This window comes from Deltaproteobacteria bacterium (genome assembly GCA_016183175.1).
Taxonomy (GTDB): domain Bacteria; phylum UBA10199; class UBA10199; order UBA10199; family SBBF01; genus JACPFC01.
Genome location: JACPFC010000026.1, coordinates 29,798 through 50,080 on the forward strand (window position 1 = coordinate 29,798; position 20,283 = coordinate 50,080).

16 protein-coding genes are annotated in these 20,283 nt (G+C 54.4%); 1 reads left to right on the forward strand and 15 read right to left on the reverse strand.

The window, feature by feature from the left end:
* Genes HYU99_03155 through HYU99_03190 form a run of 8 tightly spaced genes read right to left on the reverse strand, consistent with a single transcriptional unit; the run spans position 1 to position 9,670 of the window.
* Positions 1-1,542, reverse strand: coding sequence for an adenylyltransferase/cytidyltransferase family protein (locus HYU99_03155; protein MBI2339354.1), 1,542 nt, complete (start codon positions 1,540-1,542; stop codon positions 1-3).
* Complete coding sequence (locus HYU99_03160; GenBank protein MBI2339355.1) at positions 1,539-2,549, reverse strand: SDR family oxidoreductase; 1,011 nt, start codon at positions 2,547-2,549, stop codon at positions 1,539-1,541. The genes HYU99_03155 and HYU99_03160 overlap by 4 nt, the downstream gene beginning before the upstream one ends.
* A complete protein-coding gene (locus HYU99_03165; protein MBI2339356.1) occupies positions 2,546-3,544 on the reverse strand; it encodes an SDR family oxidoreductase in 999 nt (332 codons plus the stop codon). Before HYU99_03165 ends, HYU99_03160 begins: the two co-directional genes overlap by 4 nt.
* Entirely contained in the window at positions 3,541-4,233 is a 693-nt protein-coding gene (locus tag HYU99_03170; protein MBI2339357.1) for a transaldolase, read from the reverse strand. The genes HYU99_03165 and HYU99_03170 overlap by 4 nt, the downstream gene beginning before the upstream one ends.
* A 19-nt stretch (positions 4,234-4,252) precedes the next feature.
* Positions 4,253-4,849: an SIS domain-containing protein gene (locus HYU99_03175; GenBank protein ID MBI2339358.1), complete on the reverse strand. Its 597-nt coding sequence runs from the start codon at positions 4,847-4,849 to the stop codon at positions 4,253-4,255.
* 37 nt (positions 4,850-4,886) lie between these two features.
* Positions 4,887-6,362 carry a hypothetical protein gene (locus HYU99_03180; GenBank protein ID MBI2339359.1) on the reverse strand — a complete coding sequence of 492 codons (1,476 nt, stop codon included), beginning with the start codon at positions 6,360-6,362 and terminating at the stop codon, positions 4,887-4,889.
* Positions 6,359-7,849 (reverse strand): oligosaccharide flippase family protein, encoded by a 1,491-nt coding sequence (locus HYU99_03185; protein ID MBI2339360.1) that lies wholly within the window; start codon positions 7,847-7,849, stop codon positions 6,359-6,361. The genes HYU99_03180 and HYU99_03185 overlap by 4 nt, the downstream gene beginning before the upstream one ends.
* A gap of 9 nt (positions 7,850-7,858) precedes the next feature.
* Complete coding sequence (locus HYU99_03190) at positions 7,859-9,670, reverse strand: hypothetical protein (protein ID MBI2339361.1); 1,812 nt, start codon at positions 9,668-9,670, stop codon at positions 7,859-7,861.
* Between the two features lie 84 nt (positions 9,671-9,754).
* Here HYU99_03190 and HYU99_03195 point away from each other — a divergent pair, with 84 nt between their 5' ends.
* Complete coding sequence (locus HYU99_03195) at positions 9,755-11,248, forward strand: metallophosphoesterase family protein (GenBank protein MBI2339362.1); 1,494 nt, start codon at positions 9,755-9,757, stop codon at positions 11,246-11,248.
* Here HYU99_03195 and HYU99_03200 read toward each other — a convergent pair.
* The 7 genes from HYU99_03200 to HYU99_03230 are packed head-to-tail and all read right to left on the reverse strand — an operon-like array spanning position 11,181 to position 20,283.
* On the reverse strand, positions 11,181-12,404 hold the full coding sequence (locus HYU99_03200) for a sulfotransferase (GenBank protein MBI2339363.1): 1,224 nt from the start codon (positions 12,402-12,404) through the stop codon (positions 11,181-11,183). The two genes, HYU99_03195 and HYU99_03200, sit on opposite strands and share 68 nt — an antisense overlap.
* Before the next feature lie 6 nt (positions 12,405-12,410).
* Positions 12,411-14,321 carry a hypothetical protein gene (locus HYU99_03205; GenBank protein ID MBI2339364.1) on the reverse strand — a complete coding sequence of 637 codons (1,911 nt, stop codon included), beginning with the start codon at positions 14,319-14,321 and terminating at the stop codon, positions 12,411-12,413.
* Entirely contained in the window at positions 14,309-14,938 is a 630-nt protein-coding gene (locus HYU99_03210; GenBank protein MBI2339365.1) for a GNAT family N-acetyltransferase, read from the reverse strand. Before HYU99_03210 ends, HYU99_03205 begins: the two co-directional genes overlap by 13 nt.
* A complete protein-coding gene (locus tag HYU99_03215; GenBank protein ID MBI2339366.1) occupies positions 14,917-15,987 on the reverse strand; it encodes an N-acetylneuraminate synthase family protein in 1,071 nt (356 codons plus the stop codon). The genes HYU99_03210 and HYU99_03215 overlap by 22 nt, the downstream gene beginning before the upstream one ends.
* Positions 15,987-17,753 carry an N-acetylneuraminate synthase family protein gene (locus HYU99_03220; GenBank protein MBI2339367.1) on the reverse strand — a complete coding sequence of 589 codons (1,767 nt, stop codon included), beginning with the start codon at positions 17,751-17,753 and terminating at the stop codon, positions 15,987-15,989. The genes HYU99_03215 and HYU99_03220 overlap by 1 nt, the downstream gene beginning before the upstream one ends.
* On the reverse strand, positions 17,750-18,883 hold the full coding sequence (locus HYU99_03225; GenBank protein MBI2339368.1) for a glycosyltransferase family 4 protein: 1,134 nt from the start codon (positions 18,881-18,883) through the stop codon (positions 17,750-17,752). The genes HYU99_03220 and HYU99_03225 overlap by 4 nt, the downstream gene beginning before the upstream one ends.
* The gene (locus HYU99_03230) at positions 18,880-20,283 is read right to left on the reverse strand and encodes a DUF4910 domain-containing protein (protein ID MBI2339369.1); all 1,404 of its coding nucleotides are present in this window, start codon (positions 20,281-20,283) and stop codon (positions 18,880-18,882) included. The genes HYU99_03225 and HYU99_03230 overlap by 4 nt, the downstream gene beginning before the upstream one ends.

Consider the following 20,283-nt stretch of genomic DNA (forward strand, 5'->3'; position numbering starts at 1 on the left):
TTATTCAAACTTTTGATTTTTGACGGCGTCAATTTTCTTTTCGATGGCCTCAACGGAAATGGGATTATTTCCCTCAATTTCGCACGCGACGGCCGCGGCGAGATTGCCCAGGATGGAACTGATCAGGATATTTTTGGAGGATTTATAGGCGAGCGTGCTCGCGGCCAGCATCGCATCGCCGGCCCCCAGCCCGTCCACCATGTCCTGGACGAAACTGTCGATAAAGAAAAAGTCCCGGGGACTTTCACTCAAGTCCCGATAGACCAGAATCCCTTTTTCACCCAGCTTGAGAATCAGATATTTTGCCTCCGAGCGTTTATAAAGCTCCGCGCCAAGGGGTCGGATGCCGGTATCCTGATCACCCAGCGAAAAACGGGCTTCTTTTTCATTGGGGAAGATCAGGTCAAACTGTTTGAAGTCCAGAATGTTGCCCCATCGGTTGCTGACCTGGCTGTCGGCCACCATGATCGAGGCGGGATTTCTCACGTTTGTCAGGGCCTTGATCGTTTCTTTCTGGAAAATGCCGTGACGGAAATCGCTGAAGATGGTGACTTCCGCGTCGACACCGGTCACATGATGACACAACTCCCCCAATATCTTCTCGGAGACGACGCTGTTGTCGACCGTATCGACCTGAAGCAACTTGTAGCCGTCGGCCCAAAACCTCTCCTTCTGGGTTGTCGGTCGGGAGTGATCGATGATGGCGTTGGTCTTGATGCTCCACTCTCTCAGACTCCCTAAAACGTAATCTTTGAGGGGGTCATCGCCGATGACGGTGGTGAGGGTCACGTCCGCCCCCAGGCTTTTCAGATGTTTGGCCACGATCCCGGCCCCCCCCACAAAACTTTTGGCCGATTCGAGTTTGATGCTGAACGTCGGCGTCTTGGTCGTCGGCCCCAAAACCGAACAGTAGGAATACTTGTCGACGATCGTGTCCCCCACGACGTGGACCTTGATGTCCCTGAAACTGTGCAGGGTGTCGGTTAGATCTTTGAAGCCGATCTTTTCCGCATCCATGAGGGCCAAAAGCCTGTCGATGGAAATCCTGGGCCTGTGGATGGTTAAAAGATGCGTTGAAGAGTAGACAAAATCTCCCGGACTGAAGATGACCTCTCCTCCGTAAGAGGAGACGGCCTGAATCTCTTCTTTCGTCTTGGGATGTATGCCGTCCTTGCCGTAATCGAAACCCTTGATGAAATAATCCGGCTTGATCATGAGAATGTTGTCTATGGGGGTTTCATGGTAGTCGATGACGACGTAGTTCACCATTTCGAGAGCCGCCAAATTTCTCGCGCGCAAATCCTGGGGCACGTAGGGCCTGTCCTGTCCCTTATAAATATATTTGTCCGCAGTGACGCTGGCCACCAGAATGGCCCCCTTTTCTTTCGCATAAAAGAGGTGGCGGATATGGCCCGGGTGAACAATGTCAAAAGTCCCATGGCACATCACGACCGATTTTTTGCGGGGAGGGGATCCCAATATCTTGACAAGCTCTTCGGCGGTTTTGATCTTATCGGCGATCCTGTTTTTGTTTGGTTTCATTGGATTCCTCCCTGATCATTTCCGAGATATTTGAACCAGTCCCTTGTTGCCTCTTCAATCTTTTCCGGCGACCAAAGAGGCGCCTTTTTCCAATAGGAAATATTCTCGAGCATGATTTTGACCCCCTCTTCGAAGCGGACGGAAGGTTCCCACCCAAGCACCCTTCGTATCTTTGAAATATCCGCAAAGGTGCAATCGGGTTCGCCGGGTCGTTTGGGTATGTGCACGACCTCACCGCCCAGAAGACCGACCAACTGATTGACGCTGTAAGTGCCGCCGCTCCCCACGTTGAAAACTTCATTGTGCACGCCGGATTTCGCCGCCATCACACAGGCATTGACGACGTCCGTAACAAAGGTGAAATCCCTTGTCTGCCGTCCGTCCCCCACGACGGTATAGGGATGGCCGTTGAGTTTCTGTGCGAGGAAAACCCCGAAGGCGGCCCCGTAGGTCCCCGATGTCCTGGACCTTGGTCCGTAAACATTAAAAAATCTCATCGAAACAACCGGTAGCTTGTAGACTTTTCCCCAATGGAGGACCAGCCTCTCGCCCAGAAACTTTGCCAACGCATAAGGATACTCGGTGCGGATTTCCGCGTCTTCCTTTGTGGGGTACTCGTCCGGGATTCCATAACAGGAGGACGAGGCGGCATAAATGAAACGCCCTATTTTTTCTTTTCTTGACGCCTCCAGGACGTTGAATGTTCCCGTGACGTTCGCATGATAATATTCTGCAGGCTTGTTGATGGAAGGAACGATATCTCCCAATGCCGCAAAATGAAAAACCCAGTCCACTCCCTTGAAGAATTCGATCAGGGAATCAAGCCGCGACACGTCGGCTTCAATCAGGGTGAGGTTTCGCTCGTTTTTGCAATGATTGAGATTCTCACGGCGGCCCGTGCTGAAGTTGTCGATTACAGTGACTTGATGGCCCTCCGCCAGAAGCCGATCGACCATGTGGCTTCCGATAAATCCGGCTCCTCCGGTGACAACCGCTTTTTGGGTCATGTTAATCGGGACGCCTGAATGGCCTTGACGTTGTAATAACGGATGTTTTCCATCGAATTGGGGATTTTCCCGTTGCGAAAAGCCCCGCAAAGATCCACGACCGCTTCCTCCAGGGTATGTTTCGGCGCCCAGCCCAGCTCCGCCAAAATCTTTTTGGAAGAGACGTGGTAGGAGCGGAGATCGTTGGAGGGGGCGGTTTCAACGGCAATGGGGTTTAAATGAGGCATCTCCCGGGAGACGATTTTTTGAACCATCCGGGCGAGTTCAGCCACCGTGAAGTTTTCATAGCCGGCGTTGAAGATTTTCCCCGCAATTTTATCGGCAGGCATCTCCAAAAGCTCCCCATAAAGATCGGAGATATCCTCGATATGAATATTCGGTCGTTTTTGACTCCCCCCCAGGACAAGGATTTTACGGTTGGTGACGGCATGATTGGCAAGAATGTTGACCGTCAAATCGAGACGAAGGCGCGGGGAATAACCGCAGACCGTCGCGGGGCGGATGACGACGGTGGTGAAGTCGGGCGACTGGTATTTGAGAAGATGAGGCTCGCACATCCCCTTGTATTTGTTGTAGTCGGTGAGCGGGACAAGGGGATGATCCTCCGTGACCTCCAGGGCGTCGCTGATACCGTAAACGCTGGATGTGGAGGCATAAATGAAACGTTTGGCCCCGCTTTCTTTCGCCATACGGACCATCGGTTCAAAACACTCATAGTTGATGGAGCGGCTTAAGTCGGGATTCAGTTCAAAACTGGGATCGTTTGAAATGCAGGCCAGGTGAATGACCGAATCCACTCCATACAGCGCCTCTTGGAGGAGTGACCGGTTTCGGATATCTCCTTCAACGCATTCCAAAGACCGGTGGGTCGGCAAGACGTCTTTCCCAAAGAGAAAAAGATCGATCACACGAACCTGATATCCCTGCCGAAGGAGTTTGGGGACCAGCACGGCCCCCACATAACCGGCCCCGCCTGTTACAAGGACTCTTTTCATTTTGATTGAACGGCCTCGAATTTCGCCCCGTCCTTCAAAAACATCTGGACCGTCTCCTTGGAATAGGGATGAACAAGCATTCCTTCGAGGAGACCCGGCGTCGCCGTTACGATGTGGGCGCCCGCATCGAGCCATTCAATAACGTTCAGAACCTCGCGGGTTGAACCCACGATGATTTGGGCCTTGAGCCTGAAGGCGTCGAGGAGTTTGCGAAGTCGGGAAATCTCCCCGCAGGCATCGTAGCCCATGTTATTCACGCGGCCCCCGAAAATCGAGACATAGGTTGCGCCCGCCATGGCCGCCAGAAAGCACTGTTGCGCGCTCATCATGGCGGTCACGTTGATCCGGATATTACGCTTCTCTTCCAGCTCATGAATCAGTTTGAGATTATCCAGCTCGCCGTTCGGACCGTGGATGGTGATTTTGACGTTTATGTTGGGGGCCCACTGGCTGAAATCCAGCGCCTGTTCGAGCATGCGTCCCGGGTCATTATTGGTGACCTCGACGGAGAGGGGGAGGGGGGAGATCAGTTTCGCAATTTCGATGCAACTGCGTTTCACACCGGCCAACCCGCCCGTGACCCCCTCTTTGGCAAGAATGGTCGGATTTGTCGTAACGCCGCGAACGATGCCCATGGCGTGATATTTCCTGATTTCTCCCAGATTGCCGGTGTCCAGAAAAATAGCCATGGGGTATCCTTTCTTTGTCTTATCGGGTGCTTTCCCACTTCATTTCGTTCTGTTTGAGACGCGGGTGTGAGACCAGCAGATGCCAGATCACCGCCTGAAATCCCTCGGTGTGTGCGGTGACTGTTTCGGCGTTGACCGGGGGGATAATCACGCAACTGTCAGCCACCTGCGCGGTATACCCCCCGTCCCGCCCCACAACCCCGCAAATTTTTGCGCCCATTTCTTTCGCATAACGGAGTGAATTGACAATGTTGACGCTGATATTTCTTTTGATGTCGCCCCCCCCGACCGAGAAAACGAAAATGACGTCGTTTTTCTTGAGTTTGTTGACTCTTAGCCAATTCAAATAGGATGTGTCCCAACCTTCATCATTGACGCGCGCGGTAAGTTCGGAAACATTATCCGTCGGGGTATAGGATTCAATGCCGCAGATCTTCCTGAAATCGTTTACGGCATGAGAGGCGTGGCCTGCGCCGCCCCCAACGCCCAGAAAGAAAATTCGCCCCCCCTGCTTTCGGGCCTCCGCCAACAGATCAACCATCCGCGTTATCCGGCCCCTGTCGAGTTTGCTCACGATCTCTTTGATCTCCTCAATGTAGTTCTCGATAAATTCCATTGTATCCCTTTAATATCCTGATTGTAGCGTTCGTCAATTAAATAGTATTGCCGCGTACAGGGATGATTTCCATGCCGAGTTTCCCGGCGTCATCCTTCCAAGGCGTCGTTTGTTCAACCAACCAGTGGGTGCACCCGTAACGCTTCAGTTCCCTCCCGACCTCTATCATGTCTTCCGTCCCTGGTTCCTTCGGGGCCGCCCCCATCACCATGAGAAGAGTGCGCGCCGGAGGGCAATGGTCGCGAAGAAGTCTTTCGAAGGAACGAATAACGGCATCCGTCTCCGTGTCGGCTTTCACCCCCACGAGGAGGCTGTCGCAATTGAGTTCTTCAAAGGCCCGGACGACAATTCTCTCCGCCTGGCGATCGGCCGGTTTCGCAGTGACATAAGCCGCCACCTTCCGCCATTTTTTCTGCGCGGCGATCTCCGCGAATTGTTCCGGGGCCAGCTCGTAGGGATGCTTTCGAATCTCCCGGCGCGCGGGTGTTTCTTTGTCTCCCCATAACGGCGCCTGCGACACAGGTTTTCCCGTCATCGCATTCTGGTCTATCAGGGAACGAATGAAAGCCACGCACGCAACCGGGTATCGGCCAATGGCGGTTTCAGCGGCCAGAACAAGGCCATCCGCTCCATCCAGGAGCGTGTTGACCACGTCGTTGACCTCCGCCCGCGTCGGAAGCGGTTCGTTCACCATCGATTCCAGAAGATTGGTGGCTACATAGACGGGGGTTCCTGCCCGATTGGCCCGCGCAATCACCCATTTCTGGATCCTTGGAATGAATTCGACGGGAACCTCTCGGGAAAGGTCGCCGCGGTCGATGAGGATGGCATCGGCGGCCTTGAGAATGGCGTCCAGATCTTCCAGGGCCCGGCGATTTTCCACCTTGGCGATAATTTTGGACCCGGGAGGCGCCATACTCCGAAGCGCCTCAACGTCGGCGCGACAACCGGCAAAGGAAAGGGCATAGTCATGTATTCCCAGTGCCACGCCCAGACGTATCGCGCGACGGTCGAAGGGCGTGAAGGGTTCCAGGGATATTTCCCGGTCCACGGCGACCCCTTTGTTCGATCCGATCTTTCCTCCCATCAAGACCCGGGCGCGGCAATGTCCCGCTTCGGCCATGATCACCTGCAGGATGACGGAATTGAAATCCACACTGACCAGATCGCCCGGCCGCAATTGATTGACCGCGCCTGCGGGGTAAAGAGCCGCTTTTTGCGGGGTCCCGCGCATTTCTTCTCCCACCAGTTCAATTTCGGAATACTCCTCCAAAACACAACTGCCTCCCCGAATCGCCCCCGTTCTTATTTGCGCCCCTTGCGTGTCAAAACATATAGGGACCCGCGCATGATCCCTGATCATTTTTACGGCCGGCGCGATCGCGTCATCGGCGGTGTGGGAAAGATTGATTCTGAACAAATCGGCGCCCAGCTCTTCCAGGCGTCTGATGACAAGGGGGTTAAGGGAGGCCGGTCCCAGCGTGCAAAGAATTTTACGGGTTCGACTGTTCATAGGGATCGGGATCCATGGTCTCCCGCCCAATTTAATTTTCCGGGCAACAATCCCCTCAATAAATTGAAATTTTCCACCGTGATGACCCTTAGTTGAACCCCGAGATAAACATAAATCCCCGCCAGGGCCGTTTTGAGCGTCACCCGAACCGGATACTCGGCCGATGTCACGTTCAAGATCAGGGCCGCGAAGGAAGCGGCAAAAAATATCAGGAATATTGCGGCCATTTTTCCATACTCCCATCGAATGGGGTAATAACGCTGGGCCACCAGAAGGCTGATTGTCCCTGAAATAATGCCTGACGCCAAAAGGGCCCATGCCGCCCCGATGGCGCCCCACTTCATGATGAAGGGGATATTCAGGGCTATCGTAAGGCCCGTGGTGACAAAGGACAAGAGTGTCGTCATGTAGGTTTTTTTCGTAAAGAGAAACCGGGGTCCCGTGAGTTTCCCGAAGAAGAGGAAGCCGTAGTACATGGAAAGAACGATGACGATGCGGATCGCCCCATGATAGGCAGGAGGGGTCAAGAGCGTTATCATTTCTTCGGAGAATAAGGAAACCAGCAGGGCCGGACCGAGGCAGACAAAGGCAAAGGGGGTTATGTACCGTCCGATCGACTCGCCGCCCTTTTCCCCCGGATCAAACATTTTCCGGTAGAATCGGGGCGTGAAGACATTCTCGACAGCCGTCATGAAGGTGAAAACCGTGGAGGCGATCTTCTGGCCGATATTATAAACGCCGACGCCTCCAATGGTCCCCATGAGGCCGATCATATATTTGTCGAACTGGTTATTCACAATTCCAAGGAAAAGCCGGGGGGTCAGCGGGAGGCTGATTTTCAGTGATTCCCGGAGCATTGTTTTATTGAAAGAAATCGGAAGGAGCCTGAAAAACTTCCATCCCAGAACGAAAAAGATGATTATGCCGGATAAAAGTTGCGACCAGACGAGACCCGTAACTCCCACCCGGAGATAGACCACCATCAGGAAGGAGAAGAGGAACCAGAGCCCGCTTTCGGCAATTGTATACCGGGTGAAGTCGCCGGCCTTCTCGCTGTTTTTGAAATAAGTGAGATAATGGGTTTTCAGGGTTGCCGTCCCAGTCGCGCAAAAGGCCCAGAACAAAAGATCGGCATGAAGGCGGGAACCCATAATCCATTCGGCAAGTTGCGGTTTGAAGAGCCAGGTCAGTGTGATTCCGCACCCCAGGGCGATGATTGAGAAGAGCAGAATTGAATAGAGAAGCCGGGCCGCCTCTTCTTTGCCCCGGTATTGGAAAAAATTGCGCTCATAGGCGAGGTTTAGCCCCAAATTGACGAGTCCCGAGGCCGGAAGGGCGTAGATTTGCGCAAGGGCCAGGTGACCATAGTCTTCCGTCGTCAGGATGCGGGTGAAGATGGGGAGTGAAAGGAGGGGAAAGAGGCTCGCAACGGCGACCGGAAGGAGGTAGAGGAAACTGTTCCGGATTGTTTTTTTCCTGGTTTCCACGGCTTTTACCTAAAGAAGAGGGGTTTCATTTTTTGAGGTCAGGAATCGCCGAAATCGGGTGAATGCCAGGCCGTCCAGATAAGGCTCCACTTTCCCTTTGACGTGCCGATCGAGATATTCCGAATATTCCTCATCCGTGACGCCGTACAAGAGGCGGTGGACGTTCTCCCGCATGGCCGCGTAACCGTGGGACACAAGACCGGGAATCTTGTCGTAGACGTTATTCCCCCTGTGCTTGTCGCCCGACTCGTACCAGATGGCTTTTTTTCCCGCTCCCAGGGCTTCTGCCGTGGGGGAGGACATGCAGTGGGTCACCACAAGATCGCTTACAGCCATCATTTGAGGGCTGTCTCCCCCCGGACCCGCCCAGAAGACCCTTGGGTCCGATTTTAATCTTTCCCACAATTTAATGATCCGCCTTCCCCGAACCGGAGAAGACCATTGAAACGAGGGAGAGACAAACCATTCTTCTCCCTTGGCCGGTTTGACGATCATGAGAAAGTCTTTGCCGGAATTCAGGAGCGTGAGAATATCCTCGTAGAATGAAATGGCGTCTTCGAAAGAGCTGGGACAATTCTCGGCGTCGATGAAGGAGGTGTCATAAAAGGCGATGACCCTTGTTCGGGCGGTTGACTTCCGCCCAAAAAGCCCTGACAGCGCCTCATCTCTCCGGAGATTCCCCTGTTTGATTCGGACCAGTTCGGAAAAAAGACAACCGATGGAAACGTAATTTTTTGTGCTTTGATGGTGAAGCTTGTAATAGTTCGTGGCGTCGCCGTTGACGACAAAGAGGGTGTCGGGATTCAGAAACGACCACATGATATTCTGACAACTTCGAAAATCGCCGTTTCTTGCATGAGTAAAAGCGCCTCCAAGAAAGAGGGGATAGTTCCATGTCCTGCAACCCTGCTTCTTAAGCAGGATATTGAGCGCTATCTGGTCGGCGCCCTCCTCATTGGCGTAGAGGTAGTGAAGAATCGGCAGATCGCGCAGGACCAGATGCCAATGGATCAGCGTATTGAGGCTCACGTAAAAGGCCCTGATGAAAACCGGGGGTGAGTTCCAGCAGGCCGGCATCCGAACAAGAGCCTCCACCGTTCCGAAGGGAAAGGAAGCCCTGCCGCAAATCTCCGAACTTTGGAGAATGTGGTATCCCTTTTTTTTAAGAGACTCAAGGGCATTAACATTGATGGGGAACCGGAAAAGGAAAAGAGTATTGTCCTGACGGATTTCAACGCCGTCAAAAAACAGATCGAGATCCCTCCCGTTCGTAAACTTCACCTGGGAGCCGTAATTCATGGCGACAACGTGTTTGAAAGGGGCCGTTTTTTCCCCTTTTCCCGCTGAAAGTTTCCTTAAGCTTAAGGCAAGGCCCCTCCAGAGGATAAAGACCGCCGAAGCGGAAAGATATTTCATCTTGTCCAGGGCTCCAACGATCGATGCGATGAGCCGCCCCCATCGGAATAACCCGATCCCCGGCGGCAGATCGACCCGACGGCAACCGTAAGACTTAAGCAGGTTCCGGTAGAACTCGAATGTTTCGGGGACGAAACAGATTCGCAGGAGCGGATTCGGCGGTTGGAGCTCTTTTTCCAGATAGCGGCTTGTGTAAACAAGTTTAAAAATCTCCTTCACCAGAAGTTTTTTAAAGATATCGTCCGTTCCCTCCGCCTGATAGAGTGAGGAGACGATTCTTGGAGGCCTCTGATCTTTCAGGTGTTCAAAGAGGCGATGGGTCTCGTCGATCGCGTCGGCATGCTCCTTGTTGTAAGGATGAATGTAGATCCGTTTTATCTTCCCGTCGTTAATGAGACGCCGCAACCATTTTTTCCTTTTCAGATTATAGTGGAAATCGAAGACGCGTATTTCGTTTCCACGCCACAGATGATATGCTATGAAAGGGTAGTGCAACGCCCGAAGATTTTCAAAAAAAATGACGGTTTTCAACGGCTTTCTCCGCATGATGCAGGATGGATTATCGGGATCGTGTTCTTAAGTCTTTCACCGGGCGCCGGCGCGACTTCCGTGATCCGGGGCCCATACCTGCAACAACTCACTCCCACATCCGTTGTCATCGTTTGGCGCACCGATTCGGCTTCGGACAGCCTCGTTCACTATGGCACGGATCCGGGCAACCTTTCCGGAACGGTGGAAAAAGATCCTGCCGTGACACAGCATGAGGTTCAAATCGCCGATCTTTGGCCAGAGACGAGATATTACTATTCAATCGGCGCCTCGGACAAAATATTGGCCGGTGGAAATTCCGACTATTTCTTTACGACGGCTCCCCCTGTCGGAAAACGCGCCGCCGTTCGCATTTGGGTCCTCGGGGATTCGGGAACAGGAGCTTGTCCCGCGTGCTGGAGCGGCAAGGATGACGCGCCCGCCGTTCGCGATGCCATGCTGAATGAAATGTCGAAAAGCGGAGATATTCATCTTTGGCTCATGCTGGGTGACAATGCCTACATGGGGGGCACGGACGAGGAATACGAAGCCTCCGTCTTCGAGATGTATCCGACTTTCTTGAGAAACTACCCCCTCTGGCCGACTCTCGGAAACCATGATGGATATCTGGCGGATTCAGAGGACCAGACCGGAGCCTATTTCGAGGCATTTGTATTGCCGACCCTTGGAGAGGCAGGCGGCGTTGCATCCGGAACCGAGGACTACTATTCATTTGATTACGCCAACATTCATTTTATCTGCCTGAATTCCATGGCCGGTCCATTGACAAAAGATTCCATGCTCGCCTGGTTGGGGGCGGATCTTGCCGAGACACAACAGGATTGGCTGATTGCCTACTGGCATCATCCTCCCTACTCAAAGGGAACAATCGACTCCGACTCGGAAACAACATCAACATGGATACGGCAGGAGGTTCTCCCCATCCTTGAAAGCGGAGGCGTCGATCTTGTCTTGAATGGGCACAGCCACGTCTACGAGCGCTCTTTCCTTGTCAACGGCTATTATGGCGCATCAAGCACCCTGTCAGCCGGGATGGTGCGCAGTACCGGCATCGAAAGCGATATTACAAATAGTGAGAATGCTCTTTTCCAGAAAGCGGGAGGTCCGAATCAGGGGACGGTGTACGTCGTTGCGGGAACCAGTGGAGTCGTTATTGCCGAGAATCATGATTCCCATCCCGTGATGGCGGTAACCAGCTTTGCTTTGGGGTCGTTGATTCTCGATGTCAACGGCGACCGCCTGGACATGATGTTCCTCCGCGAAACCGGGGGAGTCGATGACTCTTTTACCATCTTGAAAAGCGGCGAATCCAAACTCCCGGCCGCGGCGGGATGCGCTTTAAAACGGCCAAAGAGAGGGGTTGATCTCACAAGAGAGGGCTTTTGTCGAGGAGGGCCCTGTAGACCTCGGGGAAGAGAAAGCACCGCTCAATGAGTTTAGCCTCATCGGTTCGATGGTCCAGACAGCTTTGACGCAACAGTTCCAGTCCAAAGTCGACCTCGGCATTCCGGTTGTCGGTGCGCCATCCCTGGCATTCCCGGCTGTCCCTGACATGGCATCGGTAGGCCTCTTCATAAAAACCGTTGTTCTGAAGACCTTCGGCAAGGGTATATCCGGCCATCGCCAGATCCGGGGCGGTCACGAACTCGATCAATCGCAGGATGTCCCGATCCAGTGATCTCTTCCAGCGATCCACCGTGTCCTGGAATATGCCCTGTTGGGGCACTCCCTCCTGATTACTGTTGGGAAGCCAGGCCCCACCGTCCGGCGCGACGAAATTCTTCGTATCAATCATCCCGGACCGGTAGTCGATCTCCAGGAAATCACACAGGCGACGTGTTGCCTTTTCGGGATCCTTGACCAGTTGTTCATAGGTCAGGATATGGAGACGTCCCTTGAATAGATCCATCCCCTGATAATGACGCGCGAAGGCGACCTGTTTGCGCCAGCAACGGGCGAACGAAAGGATCAGGGCGACAAGCGACCTGTCCTTGGGATATTGATAGAGGGGGTTGGTGTGGACCGCCTGCATGAGACGCAGATGCGAGGAAATACAGGCGCGGACATCGCGCAAAATCACCATGAAGCGGGCCTCGGGAAAACTCCTTGCGATCGGCGCAAAGAACTCGATGGCCCAATTATCATTGAAGCCGACCCAGGCCGCCTCGGGGCGCTGATGGGCAAGGCGAATCATCCGGAGACCTGAATCCAGAAGTTGTCGGTACGTCTCTCCCTTCAGGTGGTCAATCAGCGGGATTAGGCGAGGTGATGAGAAACTCATCCGCTTCACCTGGGAGTCCATCAGCGCCGCGACTTCCGAGGCGTCAAAGGGGATATCCATCGTTGCCGCCTGGATCAGCCGCATGACCTCCAGCTTGTGGTCAAAGTAATAGTACTCGTCCAGCGGCGCCTCCCAATCATGACAGGGGGCTTTGCCCGAGCGTCTGATCAGGGTGTTGCGAAACGACTTCAAAAGCGGCAGGTAGGGGTTCTGCGCAACGGTGACCTCCGGATGGACGCTTAAGATCATGTCCAGGAGGTTGGTCCCGCCGCGCGGGGTGCCGCTGATAATCAGGGGTCTTATTGGCATTGTGCCCTACCTGACATCCCTCAAGTAGTCGCTGGCCCAATCCAGCATGCAGAGGGAAAAGAGGTCGTTTCGTTCCGATCCGGTTGCCTCTTTCCCGTCGAGATAGTTCTTGGTCACGGTATTGATGTGGTTCATATCGAAGATCTCCGGGTCCAGCATCCGCTCGTAGAAACGACCGGCCAGTTGTTTCTTGTGATAGGAGGTAAAGGAGGATCCGTACAGAATTTCGGCCGAATGGTTGAAGTTCGGGTCCACGTCATAGAGATAGGAATGGGGACCGACCTGGAGATGTAGAGGATAATCGATCTTGTTCTTGAGCATCCACTTCAGGGGGTATTTGGTCGGCCGGATGTCCAGGCCGCGGCCCCAATCTTCCGGCATCGCCGACAGAAAATCAATGAGGCGGCTGTCCCGGAACGGTGTTTGGACATTGATCCCATACTTGTCTCCGGCAAGATCGATGCAGGCCACGGTGGATCCCTGCCAATGGAATGAATTGTACAGGTGGAGGTACCAGGCATAGAGGGTTTCAGGGGTTGCCTCCCGGGAGGCCCTGGCCAGGTAAACCCCCATTGTTTCGTTGTGATGGTCCTGGCCTTTTTTGGTGAGGAGTTTTACGTTCCGTCGGGAAAAGAGGGGGATTCGGCTGTTTCTCAAAAAGAAGCTTTCCAAAACCTGTCTCCGGATGGAGCCTCCACCCGCCGGTTCGTCGAATTCACAGCCTTTTGCGTTGGAGCGAATGAGGTTATAGATGGGGTCATTTTTAAAGGTTCCCTTTTCCAACAAACCGAGGAAGGTCGGTCCATACAAATAGCTTGCCATTTTATCGGCATATTCACGAAATCCCAGATCGGGGTGAAAGACGGTGACGAATTGGCTGAACCCCAGATTGTGCGCCCCGTCGCTGATTTCACCGACAAACGCCGATTCGCCGCCGTCGGAGGTCTGGGCGATTTTTGCCGCCAGGCGCATGTGGTTCAAAGCGGTAATGCTTGAAATATGTTGCGATCGGAAGGCGCCGCGGCACTCCTCAAGGTATTCCGGCCCTTTTTTCCAATAGTCGAATTCCGCAATGTCCAGACGCACTCCAAAATAGTCCGCGACCTTTTTCGCGCGGTCCAGTTCGAACTGGTTGATGATGCCGCTCCGTTCGTTGTAGTTCATCCGTCCGATGACCGCGCGGACCTTCCGGGCGCCGAAAAGATGAACGAGACAGGCGAGCAGAGAGGTCGAGTCCCATCCCGAGGAGAGATAAACGACGTTGCCGTAACGGGACCCCCGCTTTTCCACCGCATCGAGGAGCGTCTCCGAGTATTCCTCCAGTTCCCGATCGCCGTAAAGGCCGATGGGGGTCCCTTTGAATTCCGATTCCCCTATTTCAAGGGAGGTTCCCCGGAGGCGCGCGGTCTGTCCCACGCCGAGCCGGCTGATACCCGAGTAGAAGGTATGTTGCTTGGGGGGACGGTAGCCGTAGACGGTGAGAAAATGGGCGATCGCCTCCTGGTTGTATCGGCCGCACTTTCGAACCGGGAGAAGGTCAAGGTCGTTGGCCAGAAGAACCCCCTCCGGAGATTTCACGATGAAGAGATCCGACTGCGCAAACTGATCGAGCGTTGTCTCACAGCCGCCCTCCCGGACGACGGCAAGGAGATAGCGTCCCTCGAAAACATTGCGGCACTCTTCCACGGAATGCGAAGAGATATAATCCTGAAGAGAGCCCGGCGAGGCCCCCTCGAGGGCTCCGGAGGCGCTACGAATGCCGATAACCCGCCCCGCCAAAAAAGCGGATCGGCCGTCGGGGAAATTCAGGCGGGTCACATCGGGATCGGCCTCAATGGTCAGATCGCCGGATTGGTATACTGCCGCAAGCGGGCTCTTCTCAAACCCCTTGCCTTTTCTGATTCTTAGTTTTTGCATCGTGACTCCTTTTTTGTGTTGGTTTTTTCCCAGCGCATGGGCAAAACAGGGATATCGTTAATTTCCGCAAAGGGGGGAATCCACTCCTCTTTCAGGGCGCTGTAAATCACTTCATCCGCAAACCGGTTCTCGGCCGGAAGATACGCGTTCCCGCGCAGTTGGGCGTCTTTGCGCATCCGCAGTTTTTCCATGACGCGGATGGAGGCCCTGTTTTCGACAATCGCGCCGGCCTGAACCCGGTGGTACTCCCTTCTTTCAAAAAGATATCTCATGGCCGCCCCCACGGCCAAAGTGGCAATTCCCCTTCCCTGAACGTTTCTATCGCCGATGAGGTAAGAGATGTCAATCCACCTGTTCTCACGACTCCAGGCGGAGCAGGAGACATTGCCGATATGCCGCCCCTGATAATAAATCCCCCAGTGGTGGCGTTTTTTGGACTCGCAGTCCTCCAGAAACCGGATTACGTCCTCCTGCTTCAGCGGTTCGCGGCGATGACGGATCCCGAGATATCGGCGAATTTCAGGGTTGTTCAGCCAGGAGACATAATCCGGCGTCACCTCTTTATCCGTGAGAGGATTCAACCGGATTTCTTTTGCTATTGTTCCAGGCTGGTCCATCGGATCACGTCCCCCCCGACAATCCTGTGAATCGTTTTGCGGCCCACGACGGCGTCGAGAGACGGGGGCTTGATGCTTCCTTCCGGCGCCGGGCGGAGCACGTCGATATCTTTGCGTTGCAACAGATGACCTGCGGGCAGGTCGCATTTTGCCCGGAGACAACGCTGCTGGACAACAAGACTCTCCCTCTCGTTTTCTTCAACCCGTTTCACCCCGTCTCCCAGCGAGACCTCCAGAAGCCTTGTCAGCTCCACCATTTCCCGCCACGTTGTGGGATTCATGGCGAATTTGTGGTCCGGCCCCTCGCGATTATTGTCATCCGTGAAATGTTTTTCCACGACCCTTGCTCCAAGGGCCACGGCTCCTAGGGTCGTAGCCGGGCCGAATGTATGGTCCGAGAGTCCAAGGACAAGATCGGGATAGAGAGATCGGTAGGTTTGGAGGACACGAAGATTCACGTATTTGTAGTTTTCCGGGCTTGCGGTGTAATTCGTGTTGCACTGCATGAGTACAAGATGGGGATTGATTTTAAGAATAGATTCGACAGCCAACCGGACATCATCGGGCGAAGCGGCCCCGGTGGCGAGGAGTACAGGTTTCCCTTTTCCCGCAATGTATTGGAGCATCTCAATCCAGGTAATGTCCCCCGAGCCTATCTTGTAGACATCGACAAAGGGATCAAGATGGTCGACGCTCTCGAAGTCGTAAGGCGAGGAGAAATAATCGATCCCGACCCGGGCGCATTCTTCCTTTAAAACGGGGGTCCAGTCCCGTGAAATACTGTAGTCTTGGTAGGCCTCGAAGACCGATTTTTTCCAGCCGGACTGATGGGCCTGCCGCCGGCCAAGGTTCCTGAATCCGTAATCGCTCACGATTTTGGGGGCCTGGAAATTCTGGAATTTGGCGGCATCGGCCTTCGCCTCTTTGGCCAGACCGATCAGTTTTTTTGCCCGATCCAGGTCTCCGTCATGATTGGCGGCGATGTCCGCGACGAAGTAGGTCGGATGATCGGCGCCGATCTCCCGGCCGCTGATTTTGATGGTTCCCATCAGATTTTCAAACTCGTATCCAGTTCGCTTCGGGACAACTTCGGCCGGATGTGCGCGTTCATCCTCGCCGTCTCCGGATGTTGATCCATATAATTCAGCGCCTCCCTCAAGTCCACCGGTTTCCCGGGCCGGTACAAGGCTTCGTGGAGCGCCTTGAAGAGGTTGAGATCCTCCTCGGTGTCGAGGGTCAGCCGGTAGTCCCGCCGATATTCGGACGGGGCCTCAAATTTATTCACGACAAAGGCGGTCTCATCATCCAGATACCAGGTGAGATATTCGGTGTTTTCGGGGTAGCCCGCCCTTTCAACGATGGTTTCCAGGGCCCGCAGGCTGATAATCTCCGTATCGCAACTGTAGGTAACCCCGGTCATCGCCGTGTAATCGGCGTGATTCTTCAGGTGGGATTCGATTGCCCGATCGATCAGGGGAACGTCCCGCAAGAGGTCGTCTCCGGTGACGCGAACCACATGGTCGAGGCCGAATTTTTGTCCGGCGAGGAGCAACCGATGGGCTACATTTTCATCCGGTCCCCGAAAAACCCGGATCCCCTCCCGGGCGGCAATTTCTGCAAGGATGTCGTCTTCCGGTTTTTCCGTGGTGCAGAGGATGACCTGGTCTGCCCGGGAACAGTGTTTCATCCTCTCGATCAAGAGGGCAATCGTTTCCCTCCCGCAGATCTTTTTCAAGGCCTTTTGGGGGAGCCGGGTGGATTGGGTCCTGCAGTTGATGAGAATCCCGACATTCTGCCGGATATCGAGACCGTTGATGAGGCTGTTTTTTCCTATTCGCCCGGCGGTCCGCCGCCGGGAGACAAAGTCCGAGGGGAGGGGATTGGAAAATTTCGTGGGGCGAACGAATTTCAGCTTTTCACACTCAAGGGGTGCGCCGGCCTCCAGCGCGCCGGCGGAAAAGTATGTCTTGGCCGCCTTTTCCCGATACCTCTGCCGCCCTTCCGTCCAGACGGGAAATTTACGGCTGACGGCCTCGAGCCCCCGGACGAGAGAGACGAGTCGGGCAAAATCCTCCGGTTCCACAGCCGACTCATAGTCCTCCCAGCGCCGGGAGCGGTCAAGGGTCAGATGTTTTTCGATGACGACCGCCCCGGCCCCGATGGCCGCCAACGGAAAGGCAACGGCCAAAGGGTCTCCTCCGTCAATGTGATCGGCGCAACCGACGATCACGCCCATATCTTTATAGGTTTGGGAAAACCACCTGATCTCATCCAGGCTGTGCTCCGAGGGAGGGGTCGGGAATAACTGGTGCCCCGGCAGGAAAACAACGGGGCTGTCGGGGGAAAATGAACGGATCCGTTTGACCGTTCGGTAGATTTCAACGCGTTTGTGGCCGCCAATGCCCAAAAGAACCGGCTTTCCCGACTTTGCAACCGCCTCCACGAGACAGGCGTTGTCCAGATCCGCCGCATGCAGTTTGAAGGCATCGGTCCCGAGCGTTCGGGCCTCTTCAAAGGAATCGGGGCCGAAAATATCGGCAAAGATTGCTACTCCGGCCTCGCGCAATCTCGCGAAGATCTTCCTCCATGTGTCCATTCCGAATTCCAGTTTCTTGAAAAGGGCGTAATCGGCGTGGTCGGGGTTGCAAAGTTCGTCCGCCTTGTAGAACTGGAATTTGACGGCGTCCGCACGGCACCGGATGGCCGCGAGAACGAGCTCCAGACACTGATCCGGCGAACCCATGTGGCCCCCGGCAATCTCGGCGATCACCGTGTATTTCCCTCCCAAAAAAGATTTTTCAAGGGATTGGATCATTGCACCGCGGAATTTTTTTCCGGTCGCCGGCTTTTCCTGTTCTGATAATGCTCCCGGGCCATACGGTAGGCTCGCGGGATGTTTTGGGCATGGCGTTCCCAGTCCGCCTCTTTCATGATTTTTTTCCGATTTGCCGTTCCCATCTCTTCCCGCCGGGTTTTTCCGGAAACGGCGTTCAGGACGGCCGCGCAAATATCCTTCGCGCTGGCGCAATCGACCAGCCAGCCGTTTTCCCCATCCCTGACCCATTCAAGATTGCCGTGTTCCCGGTGGACGATAACCGGCAGGCCGCAGGCCATCGCCTCAAGCAGGGAGACGGAACTCCCGTCCCGCAATGAAGAGCTGATGTAAAAATCGGAGGCGCCGTACCATACGGGAAGCTCCTCCTCGTCGATCCACCCGGGGGAGTGAATACTTCCGTCCAATTTCAACTGTTTGATCTGCTTACGGATCTCGTCCCGCAACGGGCCGTCTCCGGCCAGGATCAGCCTGACTTTCGGAAGTCGCTCCCGAAGAAGGGAAAAGGCTTCAACGAGAACCGGAATTCCATAATGGGGCAACCACGATCGCGTGGAAATCAACACCGTATTGTCGGTCCATCCCAGGCCTTGTCGAAGCGCGCGGGAACGGGTTCCGGGCAGATCCCGGAACCGATCCAGCTCCACTCCCCATGGGAACCGCATGGTCGGAATGCGGAGATCGGGCATCCATCCATCGAGTTTTTTCAGAACGGACCCGCAATCGACAATCAGTGCGTTCACCTCAAGAAGATTTCGGAGCAATTGTTCTCTTGAATCCGCCGTTTCCGAATCCATGGCCAGGATGTCGCTTCCCCATGACATTCCGACCAACGGCCGATCGATCTGTCCGACGATCCGGGGCAACACGCTGTTTAAAGGACCCGCGTGGACGACGTGGACATCGTGGCGCTCTGCGAGTTCCTGCCACAGGCTCACCGGCTGACCGATTCCGGGCCAGAGAGCGACGGAAGGGGGAAGGGTCAGATTCTTCAGGACTTGAGAACCATTGACGGGGGCAAACCATGTCTTCCCGATCTGCCGGCCGATCGCCTTCAAAAACCGCCTGTCGTGCGGGGTATAGGATTCCGAAACGTAGAGAACGCTCCTCACGATGCTGTCCCCAGAAGACCTGCCTTGACCAGGGCCTCAATTTGAGGGGCAAAACTCCAGACCGGCTGATTGGCGGATGAAGCGATACTGATGAGGTCCCGCTCCCCATTCGAATAAGCCAGCAGATATCTTGTTCTCTCAACATCTTTTGGTAAAAATTGTCCCGCCCCGATCGTGGGATACAATTTATGTTTGCTCAAATGCGGTTCACAATAAGGGGATCGGTTCAGAAAAGTGTCGTTCAGTTCAAGCGCCTGAATAATCCTTAGGCACATTCTTAATGAATCCGCCATGGCGTCCGGCTTGACAAAATTCATGTTGTCGAGCGACGAATGATACTCCGGAAATTTCTGGTATCGGGACCTCATCAGCGATCCCACCGGAAGGGCGAAGCCGGGAGAGCAGTATTGCGTTTCATCACTGCCGCTGGGGAAAAAATCGACGATGTTCACCCGGCCGTCCTTTCCAAGATGGCCCAGACAATGTTCGGCCGCCCGGTCCGCGATGGTGTCGGCCCGCAACGACCGTTTGTAGGTGTAGGGGCCCGGATCGCCGACGCAGGTGAGCACATAACCGGCATGGAGTTTCTTGCGCAGATGGTCTCCTTCCTGATGCAGGTAGACGATGGCGCCGATTGTCTCCGGGACGAAGACAAAGCGATACGTGTAGCGCAGTTTCATCGGCGAGAGAATGTTGCAGAGAAATGCGGTGAGGACGACTCCCGAGAGGTTGTCGTCCGCCTGCGAGGGATGGCAGATATAAGTCGAAAAGAGAATTTCCCTGTCTGAAAAACCGGGAATCACCGCATCGGCCAGGGTCAGAGAGCCTTGGGACAAACGGCTGTCGATGAAGACTTCATAGACATCATCCGGGAGGGAATCGAGCTGTCTTTGACTTAAGCAGAACCCCCATTGCTCCCGGTAATAGCTGGTCACATAAGGGATGGCGTCAGGCTGATCCGGATTCGTAAAAAGATGAGGGCGCAATTCCTCAAGGGTCAGTCTCCCCGAATACGGAATACTGTAGTTCAGCACATGCAAATTTGAATTCTTTAAATCCACGATCGTCTCGCCCCGTGAATTCCTGATGGAAGCCCCCTGAATATTCCATTCCCTGGGGACCTTCCAATCGAACGCCTGATACCCTGTAGGGATCTCCCGTCTTTTTATTACCGCAACCTCGCTTAAGATATCGAAGGCTTGGCGAACCCCGTTTCCGGTGAGGCTTAAAGGTAACGGAAAGAGTTTTTTCATAAGGCTCATCATGGCCTCGCCGAGGTTCTCGTCCTCCACCCTTTTGACGGCGCGTTCCATATTGTTCCAAACGGCAAAGATATCCTCTCTCCCGATTGCAACTGTGCCGGTGTCGTGTCGAAGCGCCATTTTGTCCGCTGTGTTCAT